Here is a 14,366-nt window from a genome sequence, read left to right as displayed (position 1 = left end):
ATGCAGATGACTCAACATGCCGAACTGATCCCCGCCGAGAGCAGCCACCTGATCGATCTGGACGCGGGCCGCCCGGTACGCTGGGGCGTATGGCTGGTCATCGCCGGCTTCGGCGGTTTCCTGCTGTGGTCCTGCCTGGCGCCACTGGACGCCGGCGTGGTCGCCACCGGTACGGTCAAGGTCACCAGCAACCGAAAGGCAGTCCAGCACCTGAGCGGTGGCACCGTTGAAGCGATCATGGTGCGCGAAGGCGATGTGGTGAAGAAAGGCCAGGAAGTGGTGCGCCTCGATGCCCTGCGTGCGGTGGCCGAACAAGGCGCACTCAGCGCCCAGTACATCGTCAGCAAGACCGTGGAAAACCGCCTGGAAGCCGAGCGCGATGGCCGCGATACCGTCACATTCGACCCCGCCCTGCTTGAACACTACGCCAATGACCCACGCCTGCTGGCCGCCATGGACCTGCAACAGCGCCTGCTCGATACCCGCCGCGCGGGCCTTGCCGGTGAACTGAGCATCCTTGAAGAAAACCTCACGGCCTCGGCAGTGCAACTGAAGGGCCTGCAGCAGGTGTACGGCGCCCGCGCCTCGCAGATCGGCTTCCTCAACCAGGAACTGCAAGGCACCCGGGTCCTGGCCGCCGAAGGTTATGTACCCCGCAACCGCCTGCTGGAGCTGGAACGCAGCAATGCCGACCTGTCCGCCGGCCAGGCCGAAAACCTCAACAACATTGCCCGGGCGCGCAGCCAGGCCACCGAGATCAAGCTGCGCATCCTGCAGCGCCAGCACGACTACCTGAAGGAGGTGGAGTCGCAACTGACCGATACCGCCAAGGAAAACACCACCCTGGCCGACCGCTTGCGCGCACTGGACTATGAAGTGACCCACACGGTGATCCGCTCGCCGATCGACGGCATGGTCCAGGGCCTGAGTATCGCCACGGTCGGCGGCATCATCCAGCCCGGGGCCAAGATCATGGAAGTGGTGCCGCTCGACCAGCCGCTGCAGGTCGATGCGATGATCCCGGTGCAGGCGATCGACAAGATGGTCCCAGGCCTTGCCGTGGACATCGCTTTCCCGGCCTTCAACCATGCGCAGACGCCGAACATTCCCGGCCGGGTAAAAACCATTTCCGCCGACCGGCTGCTCGACGAAGAAAGCAAGCAGCCGTTCTACCTGGCCCAGGTGGAAGTGACGCCGGCCGGCATGGGCTTGCTGGGCAGCAACCACATCCGCCCCGGCATGCCTGCCACCGTCACCATCAAGACCGGCGAGCGCAACCTGCTCAGCTACCTGCTCAAACCAATGCTCGAACGTGTGGACGCCGCGTTCAAGGAGCAATGACATGAAACGCCCATGCCTGATGGTGTGCCTGCTGGGAGTTGCCGTACAGGCCAGTGCCATGGACCTGAAGCAAGCCTGGGACCTGTTGCAGTACCAGGGCCCGATCTACCGCGCTGCCGTGCATGAAAAACAAGCCGGTGGCGAAAACCGCGCCATCGGCGAGGCCGGCCTGCTGCCGCAGATCAACGCCTCGGCCTACTTCAACCAGGTCAATGGCAGCCAGCGCCAGAATGGCCAGGACAATGACCTCGACTATGACTCCAAGGGCGCCAACGTGCGCCTGCGCCAGCCGTTGTTCAACAAACAGAAGATGGCCGAGTACCGCCAGGGCCAGCAACGGGCCGACTACAGCGTGGCGGTGTTCGACGCCAAGAGCCAGGACGCAGCGGTGCGCCTGGCCGACGCTTACTTCGACGTGCTGCTGGCCAGCGAAACCATCACCCTGGCCAAGGCCAAGCTGAGCGCTTTCGAAGAACAGCTGGCATCGGCGAAGCGGCGCATGGAACTGGGCGCCGGCACCATCACCGACGTCGACGAGTCGGTGGCCCGCCGCGACCTGGCCGAGGCCGACCTGATCGACGCCCAGGACAACCTGGTCAATGCCCGGCGCAAGCTGGAGGAATACATTGGTGAAACCCCGCAGGCGTTGACCACCCTGCAGGCGGGCTTCAGCACCCCGCCGCTGATGCCGGGCAACCTGCAGGAGTGGCTGGTCAAGGCCCAGGCTGACAGCCCCCTGATTCATGCACGCCGGCACAGCTACGCGCTGGCCGAGGAAGAAGTCAACCGCGCCCGCTCCGGGCATTACCCGACCTTGGATTTCGTGGCGGGTTACACCGCGGGCAGCAGCCAGTCGATTTCCGAGCTGAACCAGCGCAACCACTACAGCTCGATCGGGCTGGAGCTGAACATCCCGCTGTACAGCGGTGGCAGCACCAGTGCCCTGTCCCGCCAGGCCAGCGCCAACAGTTCCAAGGCCCTGGATGAGCTGGACGCCACTCGCCAGGAGGTGATTTCCAACACGACCCGCGAATACCGTGGCGTGCAGAGTGGCGCCCTGCGCATTCAGGCACTGGAAAAGGCCGTGGCCTCCAACGAGCGTTCGCTGACCTCGACCCGCAAGGGCTTCAAGGAAGGTGGTACCAGCACCAACTCGGATGTGCTCAATGCCGAGGAGCTGCTGTATGACGCCCGCCATGACCTGTTCGAGGCCAAGCTCAACTACCTGATGTCGCGCCTGCGGCTGGCCTCGTCGGTGGGCAGCCTGGGGGATGATGATATCGAGCAGATCAATGATTACCTGGGGCCGGAGCTGATAGTCAGCAATTGATAGCGACCTCAAGCCATGCAGTGTCCCTGCACGAGCAGCCTTGTACTGCGAACAGGCCAGCAAGGCCTGACCGGTGGCAACGATCCACGAGACCCGCCCCTTTCGATGCGGTCGTTGCCAGTTTCAAGGAAGGGGCACCCGCCCTGCAGGCTGCCGTAGCTGCGACGTATTCCTTCAGGCTATGATCGGTCACCCTGCCGCGGACACCCTGAGCCATGCCCGTAGACCTGCAAGCGTTGTATCCCAGGCTGATCCACCTGATGCTGGACACGGTATTCGTGGTCGACAGGGACAACCAGATCGTGTTCGTCAGTGATGCCTGCAAGACACTGCTGGGCTACGAGGCCTGCGAACTGATCGGCACGCCGATTACCCGCTACATGCACCCTGACGACCTCGCGGCCACGCGCGCCTCGATCATGCGGGTGATGAACGGCCAGCCGCACTACGACTTTTGCAACCGTTACCTTCGCAAGGATGGCAGCGTGGTGCACATTCTGTGGGCGGCCTGCTGGTCCGAGGAGGCCCAAGCGCGTATCGGCGTGGCGCGGGACGTTACCGCCCAGCGCAAGGCCGAAGACGAACTGCGCTTCCTCGCCCATCATGACCCGCTGACCCGGCTGGCCAACCGCGCCATGTTCAATGAACGGCTGGACACTGCCCTGGCCGCGGCCCGGCGTCACAACCGCAGGCTGGCCTTGCTGTTCCTCGATATCAATGACTTCAAGCAGATCAACGACAACCACGGCCACAGCGTGGGTGACCGGGTACTGTGCACGCTGGCCCGCCGCCTGGAACGCTGCGTAGGGGCGGCTGGCACGGTAGCGCGGATGGGCGGCGACGAATTCACCGTGCTGTTGCCCGACTGCCCGTCGCCGGAGGCCATTGCCACGCACGTACAGCACATTCTCGCGGTTATGGCCGAACCGCTCGACGCCGAATTTGCCGGCATCGATGCACCGTCCTGCAGTATTGGCGTGGCCCGCTTTCCCGAAGACGGCAACGATGCCGACATGTTACTGCGCCATGCTGACGGGCACATGTACCGAATCAAGCGCCAACGCGCTGCGACTGGCTGAAAGCAAGGGCACACCGCATGGCTGAACACCTGCAAGAAACTGCCGGGCAAACACCCGCCTCTGTCGGCCTTGGCCAGGCATTGCTGTTCTGGCTGAAGCTGGGTTTCGTCAGTTTCGGCGGCCCGGCCGGGCAGATTGCGATCATGCACCAGGAGCTGGTGGAGCGGCGCCGCTGGATCAGTGAGCGGCGTTTCCTGCATGCCCTCAACTACTGCATGTTGCTGCCCGGGCCCGAAGCCCAGCAACTGGCCACCTACATCGGCTGGCTGATGCACCGCACCTGGGGCGGGGTGATTGCCGGCGCTCTGTTCGTGCTCCCGTCGCTGTTCATCCTGATCGGCCTGTCGTGGGTGTACCTGACCTGGAGCGAAGTACCGGTGGTCGCCGGGATTTTCGAAGGGATCAAGCCGGCCGTGACCGCCATCGTCGTGCATGCCGCCCACCGCATTGGCACGCGGGCGCTGAAGAACGGCTGGTTATGGGCCATTGCCGCGGCCTCGTTCGTGGCCATTTTCGCGCTTGACGTCCCCTTCCCGCTGATCGTGCTGGCGGCCGCACTGCTGGGTTATGTCGGCGGCCGGCTGCGGCCAGCACAGTTCGCGCCCGGTGGGGGCCACAGCGCAGTCAGGGCCCGCCAGCGCCCGGCACTGATCGACGACGATACCCCGATACCCGCGCACGCCTGCTTCAGCTGGGGCCGCCTGGTGACCTTGCTGCTGACGGTTGCGGCGCTTTGGCTTCTGCCCATGGGCCTGCTGATGGCGACCTTTGGCTGGCACGGCACACTGACGCAAATGGGCTGGTTCTTCACCAAGGCGGCGCTGCTGACCTTCGGCGGTGCCTATGCGGTGCTGCCCTATGTCTATCAAGGGGCTGTCGGCCACTATGGCTGGCTGTCGCCCACGCAGATGATCGATGGCCTGGCGCTGGGCGAGACCACGCCCGGGCCGCTGATCATGGTGGTGGCCTTCGTCGGTTTCGTCGGTGGCTACCTGCAGCCGATGTTCGGCGCCCACCAGGCGTTCCTCGCGGGCGCAGTGGCAGCGGGCCTGGTGACCTGGTTCACCTTCCTGCCCTCGTTCCTGTTCATCCTCGCCGGAGGCCCGCTGGTGGAGTCGACCCACAACGAACTGAAGTTCACCGCCCCACTGACCGGGATCACTGCGGCGGTGGTGGGGGTAATCCTCAACCTTGCGCTGTTCTTCGGCTACCACGTGCTGTGGCCGGACGGGTTCGATGGCGCGTTCCACTGGTCCTCGGCGGTGATAGCGCTCGCCGCGGCTGTGGCGCTGTTCCGCTACAAGCGCGGGGTGATACACGTGTTGATCGGCTGCGCCGTTGCCGGGCTCGCCCTTCACCTTTTCCGCTGATGGAGCCGATCATGCGCAACCCTGAAGACGCCTTGCTCGACAGTTGGCACCAGAACGCCCAGGCCTGGATCGACGCCGTACGCCATGGCGCCATCGAAAGCCGTCGCCAGGTCACTGACCAGGCCATCCTGCTGGCCATCCTTGGCCGCCAGCCCGAACGGGTGCTCGACCTGGGCTGCGGTGAGGGCTGGCTGCTACGCGCGCTGGCCGACCGGGGTATCGAGGCCGTGGGCGTCGATGGCGACAGAACGCTGGTGGATGCAGCGCGAGCTGCGGGCGCGGGTGAGGTGCACCTGGCCAGCTATGCGCAGTTGGCTGAGGCGAAGGTGCCTGTTGGCAAGGACTATGACCTGATCTGCGCCAACTTCGCGCTGTTGCACCAGGACATCATTGAACTGTTGTCGGCCATGCGTACTTTGCTGGTGCCAGGCGGTGCGCTGGTGATCCAGACCCTGCACCCGTGGAGCGTGGCCGACGGGGATTATCAGGATGGCTGGCGAGAGGAGTCTTTTGCCGGGTTTGCCGGGGATTGGCAACCGATGCCTTGGTATTTCCGCACCCTGGCCAGCTGGCTGAATGCGCTGGACATGGCGGGGTTGAGGCTGGTCAGTCTGCAGGAACCGCAGCATCCGCAGAGCGCGGTGCCGCAGTCGTTGTTGATGGTGGCTGAGCGTCACTGAATCGGGCCGTAATAATCCTGTGGAAGCAGGGTTCACCCCACTCCCACAAGACAGGCCGGTGCAGGCGACTACAGCACCGGCTTGCGCGCCGCCCCGCTACGGGCCTTGGCCATGGCTGCCAGGCGCACCGCAACGTTGGCAGCGCCGTAACCAGCGTACCCCGCCTTGCGCTGAATGATCTCGAAGAAGAAACGCTCCTCGAACGGCTCGGTATAGACGTGGAACAGCTCGCCACCTTGAGCGTCGCGGTCATACAGCACGTTGTAGTACGCCAGCTCACTGAGGAACTCGTCGTCGAAATCGAAACGCGCCGCCAGGTCGTCGTAGTAGTTCAGCGGGATTTCCAGCAGCGGTACCCCTGCCAGCTTGGCCCGCGCCACTTCGCGGAAGATGTCGTCACAATCGAAAGCGATGTGATGCACGCCCGAACCACGGTAGCTTGACAGCGCATGGGCGATGGCGGTGTTGCGGTTTTCCGAGATGTTCAGCGGCAGGCGCAAAGTGCCGCACTGGCTGCGCAAGGCGCGGCTCTTGACCAGGCCATACGGGTCGGGCAGCACCACCTCGTCGTCGGCGGCGAAGTCGAACAAGCTCTTGTAGAACAGCACCCAGCTGTCCAGCGACTCGGCCGGCAAGGCCAGGGCCATGTGGTCGATGCGGCGCAGGCCGCCGGTAGCGGTTGCGTTGTTGTCCAGGCTGAAGTCGGTATCGTACAGGGTGTGGCCGGCAGTGCCCTGCTCCACCAGGTACAGCAGGCTGCCATCGGGCGCACGCACCGCCGGCACTTCGCATTCGTTGGGGCCGACCAGGCCGCGGAACGGCTGGCCACGGAAGGCGGTGGCCCGCTTCAGGGCCGCTTGCTGGTCCTTGACCCGCAGCGCAGTGGCGCACAGCGATGGGCCATGGGCCTCGAAGAAGTTGTGGCCGAAGGAATACGGTTCGGCGTTCAGCACAATGTTGATATCACCCTGGCGCAGCAGTTGCACTTCTTTGCTGCGGTGCTTGCCGGCTTCGGCAAAGCCCAGGCGCTTCAGCCAGTTGCCCAGGCGCGCGCCGACGGCTTCGTCGACCGCGAACTCCAGGAACTCCACGCCGTCATAAGCGCTGGCCGGCGGCGGGGAGAACAGCACGCCAGGTTCGATCGGCGTGTTTTCCTGCTCCAGGCGCAAGCGGGTCTGTTCTTCGAGGTACAGCAGCGAACGCAAGCCGTCGGCGGCATTCTGCCGGGTCGGTGCGGCGCGGAAGCCGTCGTTGAAGATTTCCAGCGACAGCGGGCCACGGTAACCCGTGGCGAGGATCGGCGCCAGGAAACCGGCCATGTCCATTTCGCCCTGCCCCGGGAAGCAGCGAAAGTGGCGGCTCCACTCCAGCACATCCATGGCCAGGATCGGCGCATCGGCCATTTGCACGAAGAAGATCTTGTCGCCGGGGATGTCGCGGATCGCGCTGGGGTCACCTTTGAGCGACAAGGTGTGGAAGCTGTCGAGGATCACCCCGAGTGCCGGGTGGTCGGCCTGGCGCACCAGGTTCCACACTTGCTGGTAAGTGTTGACGTGGCGGCCCCAGGCCAGCGCTTCGTAACCAATGCGCAGGCCACGCTTGCCGGCATGTTCGCCCAGCAGGCGCAGGTCGTCGACCAACAGTTGCTCGTCACCCAGGGCATCGGCCTGGACGTTGCTGCACACCAGCACCAGGTCGGTACCCAGCTCCTGCATCAGGTCGAACTTGCGTTCGGCGCGGTCGAGGTTTTTCTGCAGGCGGTCACGGCGGCAGCCTTCAAAGTCGCGGAAAGGCTGGAACAAGGTGATGGCAATGCCCAGGTCGGCGCACATCTGGCGCACCTGGCGCGGGCTGCCAGCGTAATAGAGCAGATCGTTCTCGAAGATCTCGACGCCGTCAAAACCGGCGGCGGCGATGGCTTCGAGCTTTTCCGGCAGAGTGCCGCTCAAGGACACGGTAGCGATCGAACGCTGCATGGCGGGAGTTCCTTGTTGTTGGAGGAATACGGTGCCATTCGGGCAAACAACCCCTGTCACAGTTTATGGCACGATCGATTATTCGCAGGTAAAGTCGTCGCTTCAATCTCTTTGTACGGAATGGTTAGTTTTGCGTTCGATTATCGCACAAAACCCGTTTTAGCGAATTGCTAGACCGCGGGCCCGTGGTCAACATGGACCACAGACGCAGGCACACCGACCGTTGCCTCCTGCCTTGGCATAACCTCTGGCGGAACCTGCGCAAACAACAATAACAACGGAGACAACGATGGCTCACTCCAGCTCGCAAACAAAGAAAGCGACCGCCAGTGGATGGATAGGCTCGGCACTCGAGTACTACGACTTCTTCATCTACGCCCAGGCCGCTGCGCTGATTTTCCCGCAGATTTTCTTCCCTAACACCGACCCGAAAATGGCCATCATTGCCTCGTTGGCCACCTATGGCGTGGGCTACCTGGCACGCCCGATCGGCGCCTTCGTACTGGGCCACTGGGGTGACACCCGCGGTCGCAAGAACGTCCTGCTGCTGTGCATGTTCCTGATGGGCCTGTCGACCATGGCTGTCGGCCTGCTACCCACCTACCACGACATCGGCTACCTCGCACCGGCCTTGCTGGTGGTGTTGCGCCTGATCCAGGGCTTTGCCGTGGCCGGGGAAATTTCCGGTGCCAGCTCGATGATCATGGAGCACGCGCCGTTTGGCCGAAGAGGCTACTACGCCAGTTTCACCCTGCAAGGTGTGCAAGCGGGCCAGGTTCTGGCGGCGGCGGTATTCCTGCCACTGGCTTACTTCATGCCCAGCGAAGCCTTTACCGAATGGGGCTGGCGCATTCCGTTCCTGATGAGCGCCATCGTGCTGATTGCAGGCTTCATCATCCGTAAGGAAGTGCACGAAACCCCAGCGTTCGTGCAAGAAGAGAAACAGGACAAGGTTGCCAAGTCGCCCATCAGCGAGGCCTTCCGCCACAGCTGGAAGCACATGGTGCTGGTGATGTTCATGGCCCTGATGAACGTGATCCCGGTCGTGGCCACCATCTTCGGTGCGGCCTACGCGGTGCAGCCGGCGTATGGCATCGGCTTCGACAAGAGCGTGTACCTGTGGATTCCGGTGGTCGGCAACATCGTCGCGGTGCTGGTGATCCCGTTCGTGGGCAACCTGTCGGACAAGATCGGCCGTCGCCCGACCATGATCGCTGGCTGCCTGGGCTCTGGCCTGCTGGCCTTCGTCTACCTGTATGCGATCAGCATCCAGAACGTGCCAATGGCGTTCGCGGCCTCGATCGTCATGTGGGGCATGGTCTACCAGGGTTACAACGCGGTGTTCCCAAGCTTCTACCCAGAGCTGTTCCACACCCGCTACCGCGTTACCGCCATGGCCATCGCGCAGAACATCGGCACCATGCTGACCGCCATGCTGCCCGCGCTGTTCGCAATGGTTGCCCCACCCGGCTCGGACAACATTCCGCTGGTAGTCGGTGGGCTGGCCTTCTTCATCACCGGCGTGTGTGCCCTGGCAGCCTACATTGCCCCGGAAACCCACCGCCTGGCGATGGAAGACCTGGGCAACCCGGACGCCAAGCCGATGGAAAAGGCAGCCTATGAAGCCAGCCGTAAAGGTAGCTTTCAGGCGGTGAGCCACTGATAGATTGCAGGGGCTGCCTTGCAGCCCCTTCGCGGGCAAGCCCGCTCATACAGGTACCGTACAGGCTTCAGCCCTTGATCACGTCCTGCAGACGTGCCCACAGCCGCTGCACATCCCCCCGCTCGGTCGGCAGCGCACCAATCGAAACCCGCACCATCCACCGCCCGTCCAGTGTAGCCGGCGTCACATAAGCAGCGCCGGATGCATTCAGCCGCTCGGCCCAGCCCTTGGTATGCGCATCCAGCGCCTCCCCTTCAAGCCCCGCCGGTCGATGGCGAATGCACAAGGTTTGCAGCTGTACTGGCGCCAACACTTCCCACTCCGCCGCCGCCTCGACCTGCCCCGCCAGCCACTGGGCATTATCCAGGTCACGCCGCAGCCGCGCCTGCAATGCATCGACACCCTCGCTGCGCAACATGAACCACAGCTTCAACGCACGGAACCGACGGCCCAGCGGAATGCCCCAGTCGCGCAGGTTCTTCACCTCGCCATCCACCGCCGACTGCAGGTAGCTGGGATTGGTGCTCATCACGCGAATCAGGTGCTGCGGATCGCGCACGTAGTAGATCGAGCAATCGAAGGCCACACCCAGCCATTTGTGCGCGTTGACCACCACCGAATCGGCCAGCTCGATGCCGTCCCACATCCAGCGGCACTCGGGGAGGATCATCGCCGAACCGGCCATGGCCGAGTCAACGTGCAACCACAGCCCATTGGCCTGGGCGATTTCACCGACCGGGCGCAGCGGGTCGAGGGCAGTGGTCGTCGTGGTGCCAGTGGTGGCAACCACGGCGCACGGCTGGTTGCCGGCAGCCAGGTCCTGTTCGATCGCCGCCTGCAGTGCCTCTGGGCGCAGGGCGTAGCGTTCGTCGGTGGGAATCAGGCGGATATTGTCGCGGCCAAAACCTGCCAGCAGTGCAGCCTTGTCCACCGAGCTGTGGGCGTGGGCGCTGACATACACGATCAAAGGCTTGGGCTCGGCCTGCAGGCCACCACGTACCAGGGCGTAGTCAGTGGCGCGTTCACGGGCACTGATCAGCGCCACCAGGGTGCTGGTCGAGGCAGTGTCCTGGATCACCCCACTCCACTGGCCAGACAGGCCAAGCAACTGGCGCAGCCAGTCGAGGGTGGTTTCTTCCAGTTCGCTCAGGGCCGGGCTGGATTGCCATGACAGGCCCAGCACGCCCAGACCGGTACTGAGGAAGTCCCCCAGCACCGAGGACAGGGTGCCATTGGAAGGGAAATAGCCATAGAAGTCCGGGTGCTGCCAATGGGACAGGCCGGGCATGACCAGGTTATTGACGTCGTCGAGAATGGCCGCGAAAGGTTCGCCTTGTTGAGGGGCAGTTGCGGGCAAGGCGTCCTTGAGATAGCCAGGTTCGACCTGGGCCATGACCGGGCGTTCGCCCACGGTCTGACGGTAGTCGGCGATCAGGTCGATCAGTTGGTGGCCGTACTGGCGGAATTGTTCGGGGGTCACGCTAGCTCTCCTGGGGGTTATCCATTGCCTGTGCTGGCCCTTTCGCGGGTAAACCCGCTCCTACAGCCGCGAAGAAGCCGCACAATCAACACAATGCCCCAGTCTAGGCACCTATCCCCAGCCGAATAACCCCGCTTCCCGCATAGCTGCTATGGCGAACCCGCATGCCCGCCCTGCACCCCGAACTGCGACTGGCGCCACAACTCGAATACCCGGTTACGCAACCAGCGGTGCTCGGCCGAGGCCTGCAGGCGCTGGTGCCACACTACCCAGTACCGCTGGCTGTGGTCGATGAAGCTCAGTGGTCGCCAGGCCAGGTCATGCAAACGGCTCAGCTGTCGGGCAATGTGCTCGGGGACCGTGGCCACGGCCTGACTGCTGGCAATCACTTGTACCGTGGCGCAGAAGAACGGCACTTCCAGGCTGACCCGCCGCTGCAGGCCCTGTGCACGCAAGTGCCGGTCGATGAAGCTGTCCTTGTCGCCACCGCCCGAAATGCGCACATGCTTGTACGCCAGGTAGTCGGCCTGGCTGAGCGCGGCCTGCGCGGCCAGCGGATGATCCTGGCGCATCAGGCATACCGCGCGGTCCTCACCCAGCAGCCGCCCATGCAGGTTGGGCGGCGACTCGTCGAACAAAGTGGTCGCCAGGTCGATTTCTCCGCTGGCCAGCAAGGCGTACTGGCCGGCCTGCCAGGTGCGGTACTCCAGCGACACACCTGGCGCTTCGCGCTCCAGCGCCGCCACCAGCAGCGGCAGCATGTGCTCGGCCACATAGTCCGAAGCGGCCAGGCAGAACCGCCGCTCGCAGCGCGCCGGGTCGAAGATGGCGGGCTGGCGCAGCGCGTGCAGTTCTTCGAGCACCTGGCGCAAAGGCTCGACCAGGGCTTCGGCATGTTCGCTAAGCACATAACCACGCCCTTGGCGCACCAGCAACGGATCATCGAAGGCTTCACGCAGGTGGGCCAGCTGCCGGCTCAGGGCCGATTGGCTGACACCCAGGCGCTCGGCCGCGTGGCTGAGGTTTTTAAGCTGCAACAGGTGGTCGAGGGTGCGCAGGTGGGCGAGGCTGAGGGAGGCGAAGGTGGGGTTCATGCAGGCTCCCTGCGGTGGAATTCAAGGGCCCTCTCGCGGGCAAGCCCGCTCTCACAGGGTTCTCACACGGTTCAGCATCGTGAAAAACCTGCGGGAGCGGGCTTGCCCGCGAACAGGCCGCAACGCGGCCCCGACGATTACTCGGTCAGGCCAACATAGACGTTCTGCACGTCATCGTGCTCGTCGATCGCCTCGAGGAACGCCTCGACCTCGGCCAACGCTTCAGCACTCAGGCTGGCCGCGCTTACCGGGTTTTTAGGGGTGTAACCGATTTTCGCCGCGGTCACGGTGAAACCATGCTCCGGCAGGGCCTTCTGCACCGCGTCCAGGTCGGTGGTGTCGGTAATGAACAGGGTCGAGCCCTCTTCTTCACCTTCCTCGAAGTCCTGGGCACCGGCTTCGATCGCGGCCATTTCCGGATCAGCGTCAGCGCTCGCAGGCGTGGCTTCGATCAGGCCTACATGGTTGAAGTCCCACGCTACCGAACCGCTGGCACCCAGCTGGCCCTTGCGGAACAGCACGCGGATCTGCGCGACGGTGCGGTTGATGTTGTCGGTCAGGCACTCGACGATCAGCGGCACCTGGTGCGGTGCGAAACCTTCATAGCTCACCGCATGGTACTGCACGGCATCACCGTCCAGGCCTGCACCCTTGCGGATTGCCCGATCCAGGGTCTCGCGGGTCATCGAAGCCTTCTTGGCTTGCACGATGGCCAGGCGCAGGCGCGGGTTCATGTCGGGATCGGCACCCGACTTGGCCGCGATCTGGATTTCCTTGGACAGCTTGCCCATGATCTTGCCTTTGGCATTGGCCGCTGTTTCTCTATGTTTGGCTTTCCACTGTGCGCCCATGTCGACTCTCTTGTTTCAGCGGCCGGTTCAGGAAGCGACCGGCCAAAAGTGGGTGCATTTTATACGCCCTCGAGCATGGGATCGACAAGAAATCTCATCAGCCTTTATCGGCCTTGCCCGCCGCTGCGGCAAACCGCGCCAACCGCACGTCCAGCCTTCGCGGGCGCACACCACGATCTTCGGCCTGCTCCTTGCGGCGGATGGCATTGCGCACCATCAGCGAACCCAGGTAGCGGATCGGCTCGGGCGGGAACAGCCCCAGCGGCCCTTTGACCAGCGGCGACCGGGTCCACGGGTTGTCCAGCCCCAGCGCCAGCGACGAAAGAATCTGCCCGCCCATGTGGCACGGGCCAACACCGCTGCCGGAGTAACCAAAGCCATAGAACACGTTGCCCTGCCCATCCAACCGACCAAAGAACGGCAGGCCGGTTACTGATCGATCGGACGGCCCGTTCCAGCTGGCCGCCAGTGGCACCTCGGCCAAGGCCGGGAAAAAGCCGCCAAGGCTTTCGCGCAGCAACCGCCGATACGGCGACGGCTGGTCGAATACCGGCAACATGCGCCCGCCATAGGCAAACGTGTTGCCGCCCTTGCCGAGCATCAGCCGGCCATCGGAGGTGTTGTGGTAGTAGTGCACGAAAATACGCGAGTCGAGCACGCTGATCCCGCTGTCCAGGCCGATCTGGCGCAGCAGCTCGGGGCACGGTTCGGTAATGACCATGTCGCTGGAAACGATCGCCACACTGCGCTCGAACTGCGGGAAGACGCGCGCCATCCAGGCATTGAGGCCCAGCACTACACGGTCGGCGCGCAGTGTGCCGTGGGCCGTGCGTACCTGCACCGGGGCGCCGTGCTCCAGGCCGGTCATGGCGGTGCCTTCGTAGAGGCGCACGCCGCGCTGCAAGGCCACCCGGCGCAGGCCGCGCACCAGTTTGCCCGGCTGCACGGTGGCGGCGGCCGGCGAGAACCAACCCTCCAGGTGCCGTGCCGAACCGGCCAGGCGCTGCACCTGCTCCAGCGGCAAGCGGCGGAACGAGTTGATGCCCTTGCGCTCCAGCGCGGCGATCACCGCGTCGGTGGCACCGACCTGGGCTGCGTTGGTGGCCGTGTACAGCGTGCCGTCCAGGCGGAAGTCGCAGTCGATGCCATTGGCCGCGCAGAACACACCGATGTCTGTGATGCTGCGCTCCGACTCGCGCACCAGCCGCACCGCCTCCTCCCCCCCGAACAGGCGTTCGAGGGTGAAGTACTTGGCCGACCAGGACAACGCACAGCCCCCATTGCGGCCGCTGGCTCCGGCACCACAGATGTCGGCCTCGATCAGCACCACATCCAGGGCCGGTACCGCTTCCTTGAGCATCAGCGCCGTCCACAGGCCGGTGTACCCACCGCCGACAATGCACACATCGCAACGGGTATCGCCTTGCAGCGGCGGGCATACCGCCTCCTGCGCCGAATCCAGGGCCTGTTGCAGCCAGAAGGGTCTCATTCGCTCGCTTTCC

11 protein-coding genes are annotated in these 14,366 nt (G+C 64.1%); 6 read left to right on the top strand and 5 right to left on the bottom strand.

The features are described 5' to 3' along the window. The 5 genes from ACF8FB_RS21585 (at position 1) to ACF8FB_RS21565 (ending at position 5,800) form a co-directional block, all read left to right on the top strand. Positions 1 to 1,341, top strand: coding sequence for an HlyD family type I secretion periplasmic adaptor subunit (locus tag ACF8FB_RS21585; protein WP_010953486.1), 1,341 nt, complete (start codon positions 1 to 3; stop codon positions 1,339 to 1,341). Between the two features lies 1 nt (position 1,342). Beyond that, positions 1,343 to 2,671: a TolC family outer membrane protein gene (locus ACF8FB_RS21580; RefSeq protein WP_049587173.1), complete on the top strand. Its 1,329-nt coding sequence runs from the start codon at positions 1,343 to 1,345 to the stop codon at positions 2,669 to 2,671. 215 nt (positions 2,672 to 2,886) lie between these two features. Then, positions 2,887 to 3,750, top strand: a complete 864-nt coding sequence (locus ACF8FB_RS21575) for a sensor domain-containing diguanylate cyclase (protein WP_010953484.1) — start codon at positions 2,887 to 2,889, stop codon at positions 3,748 to 3,750. A 17-nt stretch (positions 3,751 to 3,767) separates the two neighbouring features. Next, on the top strand, positions 3,768 to 5,120 hold the full coding sequence (gene chrA, locus ACF8FB_RS21570; protein ID WP_350297676.1) for a chromate efflux transporter: 1,353 nt from the start codon (positions 3,768 to 3,770) through the stop codon (positions 5,118 to 5,120). Between the two features lie 11 nt (positions 5,121 to 5,131). After that, positions 5,132 to 5,800 (top strand): bifunctional 2-polyprenyl-6-hydroxyphenol methylase/3-demethylubiquinol 3-O-methyltransferase UbiG, encoded by a 669-nt coding sequence (locus ACF8FB_RS21565; protein ID WP_049587171.1) that lies wholly within the window; start codon positions 5,132 to 5,134, stop codon positions 5,798 to 5,800. 68 nt (positions 5,801 to 5,868) lie between these two features. Here the strand turns inward: ACF8FB_RS21565 and quiC are convergent, their stop codons facing one another. After that, on the bottom strand, positions 5,869 to 7,776 hold the full coding sequence (quiC, locus tag ACF8FB_RS21560) for a 3-dehydroshikimate dehydratase QuiC (protein ID WP_003250790.1): 1,908 nt from the start codon (positions 7,774 to 7,776) through the stop codon (positions 5,869 to 5,871). Positions 7,777 to 8,065: 289 nt separating this feature from the next. Here quiC and ACF8FB_RS21555 point away from each other — a divergent pair, with 289 nt between their 5' ends. Next, a complete protein-coding gene (locus ACF8FB_RS21555; protein WP_392509918.1) occupies positions 8,066 to 9,439 on the top strand; it encodes an MFS transporter in 1,374 nt (457 codons plus the stop codon). Positions 9,440 to 9,506: 67 nt separating this feature from the next. Here the strand turns inward: ACF8FB_RS21555 and ACF8FB_RS21550 are convergent, their stop codons facing one another. The 4 genes from ACF8FB_RS21550 to ACF8FB_RS21535 form a co-directional block, all read right to left on the bottom strand. Next, positions 9,507 to 10,919, bottom strand: a complete 1,413-nt coding sequence (locus tag ACF8FB_RS21550) for a DOPA decarboxylase (RefSeq protein ID WP_392509919.1) — start codon at positions 10,917 to 10,919, stop codon at positions 9,507 to 9,509. A 149-nt stretch (positions 10,920 to 11,068) separates the two neighbouring features. Then, positions 11,069 to 12,013 carry a LysR family transcriptional regulator gene (locus ACF8FB_RS21545; protein WP_392509920.1) on the bottom strand — a complete coding sequence of 315 codons (945 nt, stop codon included), beginning with the start codon at positions 12,011 to 12,013 and terminating at the stop codon, positions 11,069 to 11,071. A gap of 137 nt (positions 12,014 to 12,150) precedes the next feature. Next, on the bottom strand, positions 12,151 to 12,864 hold the full coding sequence (locus ACF8FB_RS21540) for a YebC/PmpR family DNA-binding transcriptional regulator (protein ID WP_004575404.1): 714 nt from the start codon (positions 12,862 to 12,864) through the stop codon (positions 12,151 to 12,153). A 97-nt stretch (positions 12,865 to 12,961) separates the two neighbouring features. Continuing rightward, complete coding sequence (locus ACF8FB_RS21535; protein ID WP_392511920.1) at positions 12,962 to 14,353, bottom strand: FAD-dependent oxidoreductase; 1,392 nt, start codon at positions 14,351 to 14,353, stop codon at positions 12,962 to 12,964. Positions 14,354 to 14,366 lie beyond the last annotated feature (13 nt).

Origin of the sequence: Pseudomonas sp. yb_2 (assembly GCF_043103905.1) — a bacterium.
GTDB classification, from domain to species: Bacteria; Pseudomonadota; Gammaproteobacteria; order Pseudomonadales; family Pseudomonadaceae; genus Aquipseudomonas; species Aquipseudomonas alloputida.
The sequence above is the reverse complement of the archived record's forward strand: the minus strand, read 5'-3'. Positions and strand labels throughout refer to the sequence as shown.

Bases quoted from the DNA above. Each gene is read 5' to 3' on its own strand.
- ACF8FB_RS21535 (WP_392511920.1), bottom strand. From the start codon at position 14,353: ATGAGACCCTTCTGGCTGCAACAGGCCCTGGATTCGGCGCAGGAGGCG.
- ACF8FB_RS21575 (WP_010953484.1), top strand. From the start codon at position 2,887: ATGCCCGTAGACCTGCAAGCGTTGTATCCCAGGCTGATCCACCTGATG.
- ACF8FB_RS21540 (WP_004575404.1), bottom strand. From the start codon at position 12,864: ATGGGCGCACAGTGGAAAGCCAAACATAGAGAAACAGCGGCCAATGCC.
- ACF8FB_RS21565 (WP_049587171.1), top strand. From the start codon at position 5,132: ATGCGCAACCCTGAAGACGCCTTGCTCGACAGTTGGCACCAGAACGCC.
- quiC (WP_003250790.1), bottom strand. From the start codon at position 7,776: ATGCAGCGTTCGATCGCTACCGTGTCCTTGAGCGGCACTCTGCCGGAA.
- ACF8FB_RS21545 (WP_392509920.1), bottom strand. From the start codon at position 12,013: ATGAACCCCACCTTCGCCTCCCTCAGCCTCGCCCACCTGCGCACCCTC.
- ACF8FB_RS21585 (WP_010953486.1), top strand. From the start codon at position 1: ATGCAGATGACTCAACATGCCGAACTGATCCCCGCCGAGAGCAGCCAC.
- chrA (WP_350297676.1), top strand. From the start codon at position 3,768: ATGGCTGAACACCTGCAAGAAACTGCCGGGCAAACACCCGCCTCTGTC.
- ACF8FB_RS21580 (WP_049587173.1), top strand. From the start codon at position 1,343: ATGAAACGCCCATGCCTGATGGTGTGCCTGCTGGGAGTTGCCGTACAG.
- ACF8FB_RS21555 (WP_392509918.1), top strand. From the start codon at position 8,066: ATGGCTCACTCCAGCTCGCAAACAAAGAAAGCGACCGCCAGTGGATGG.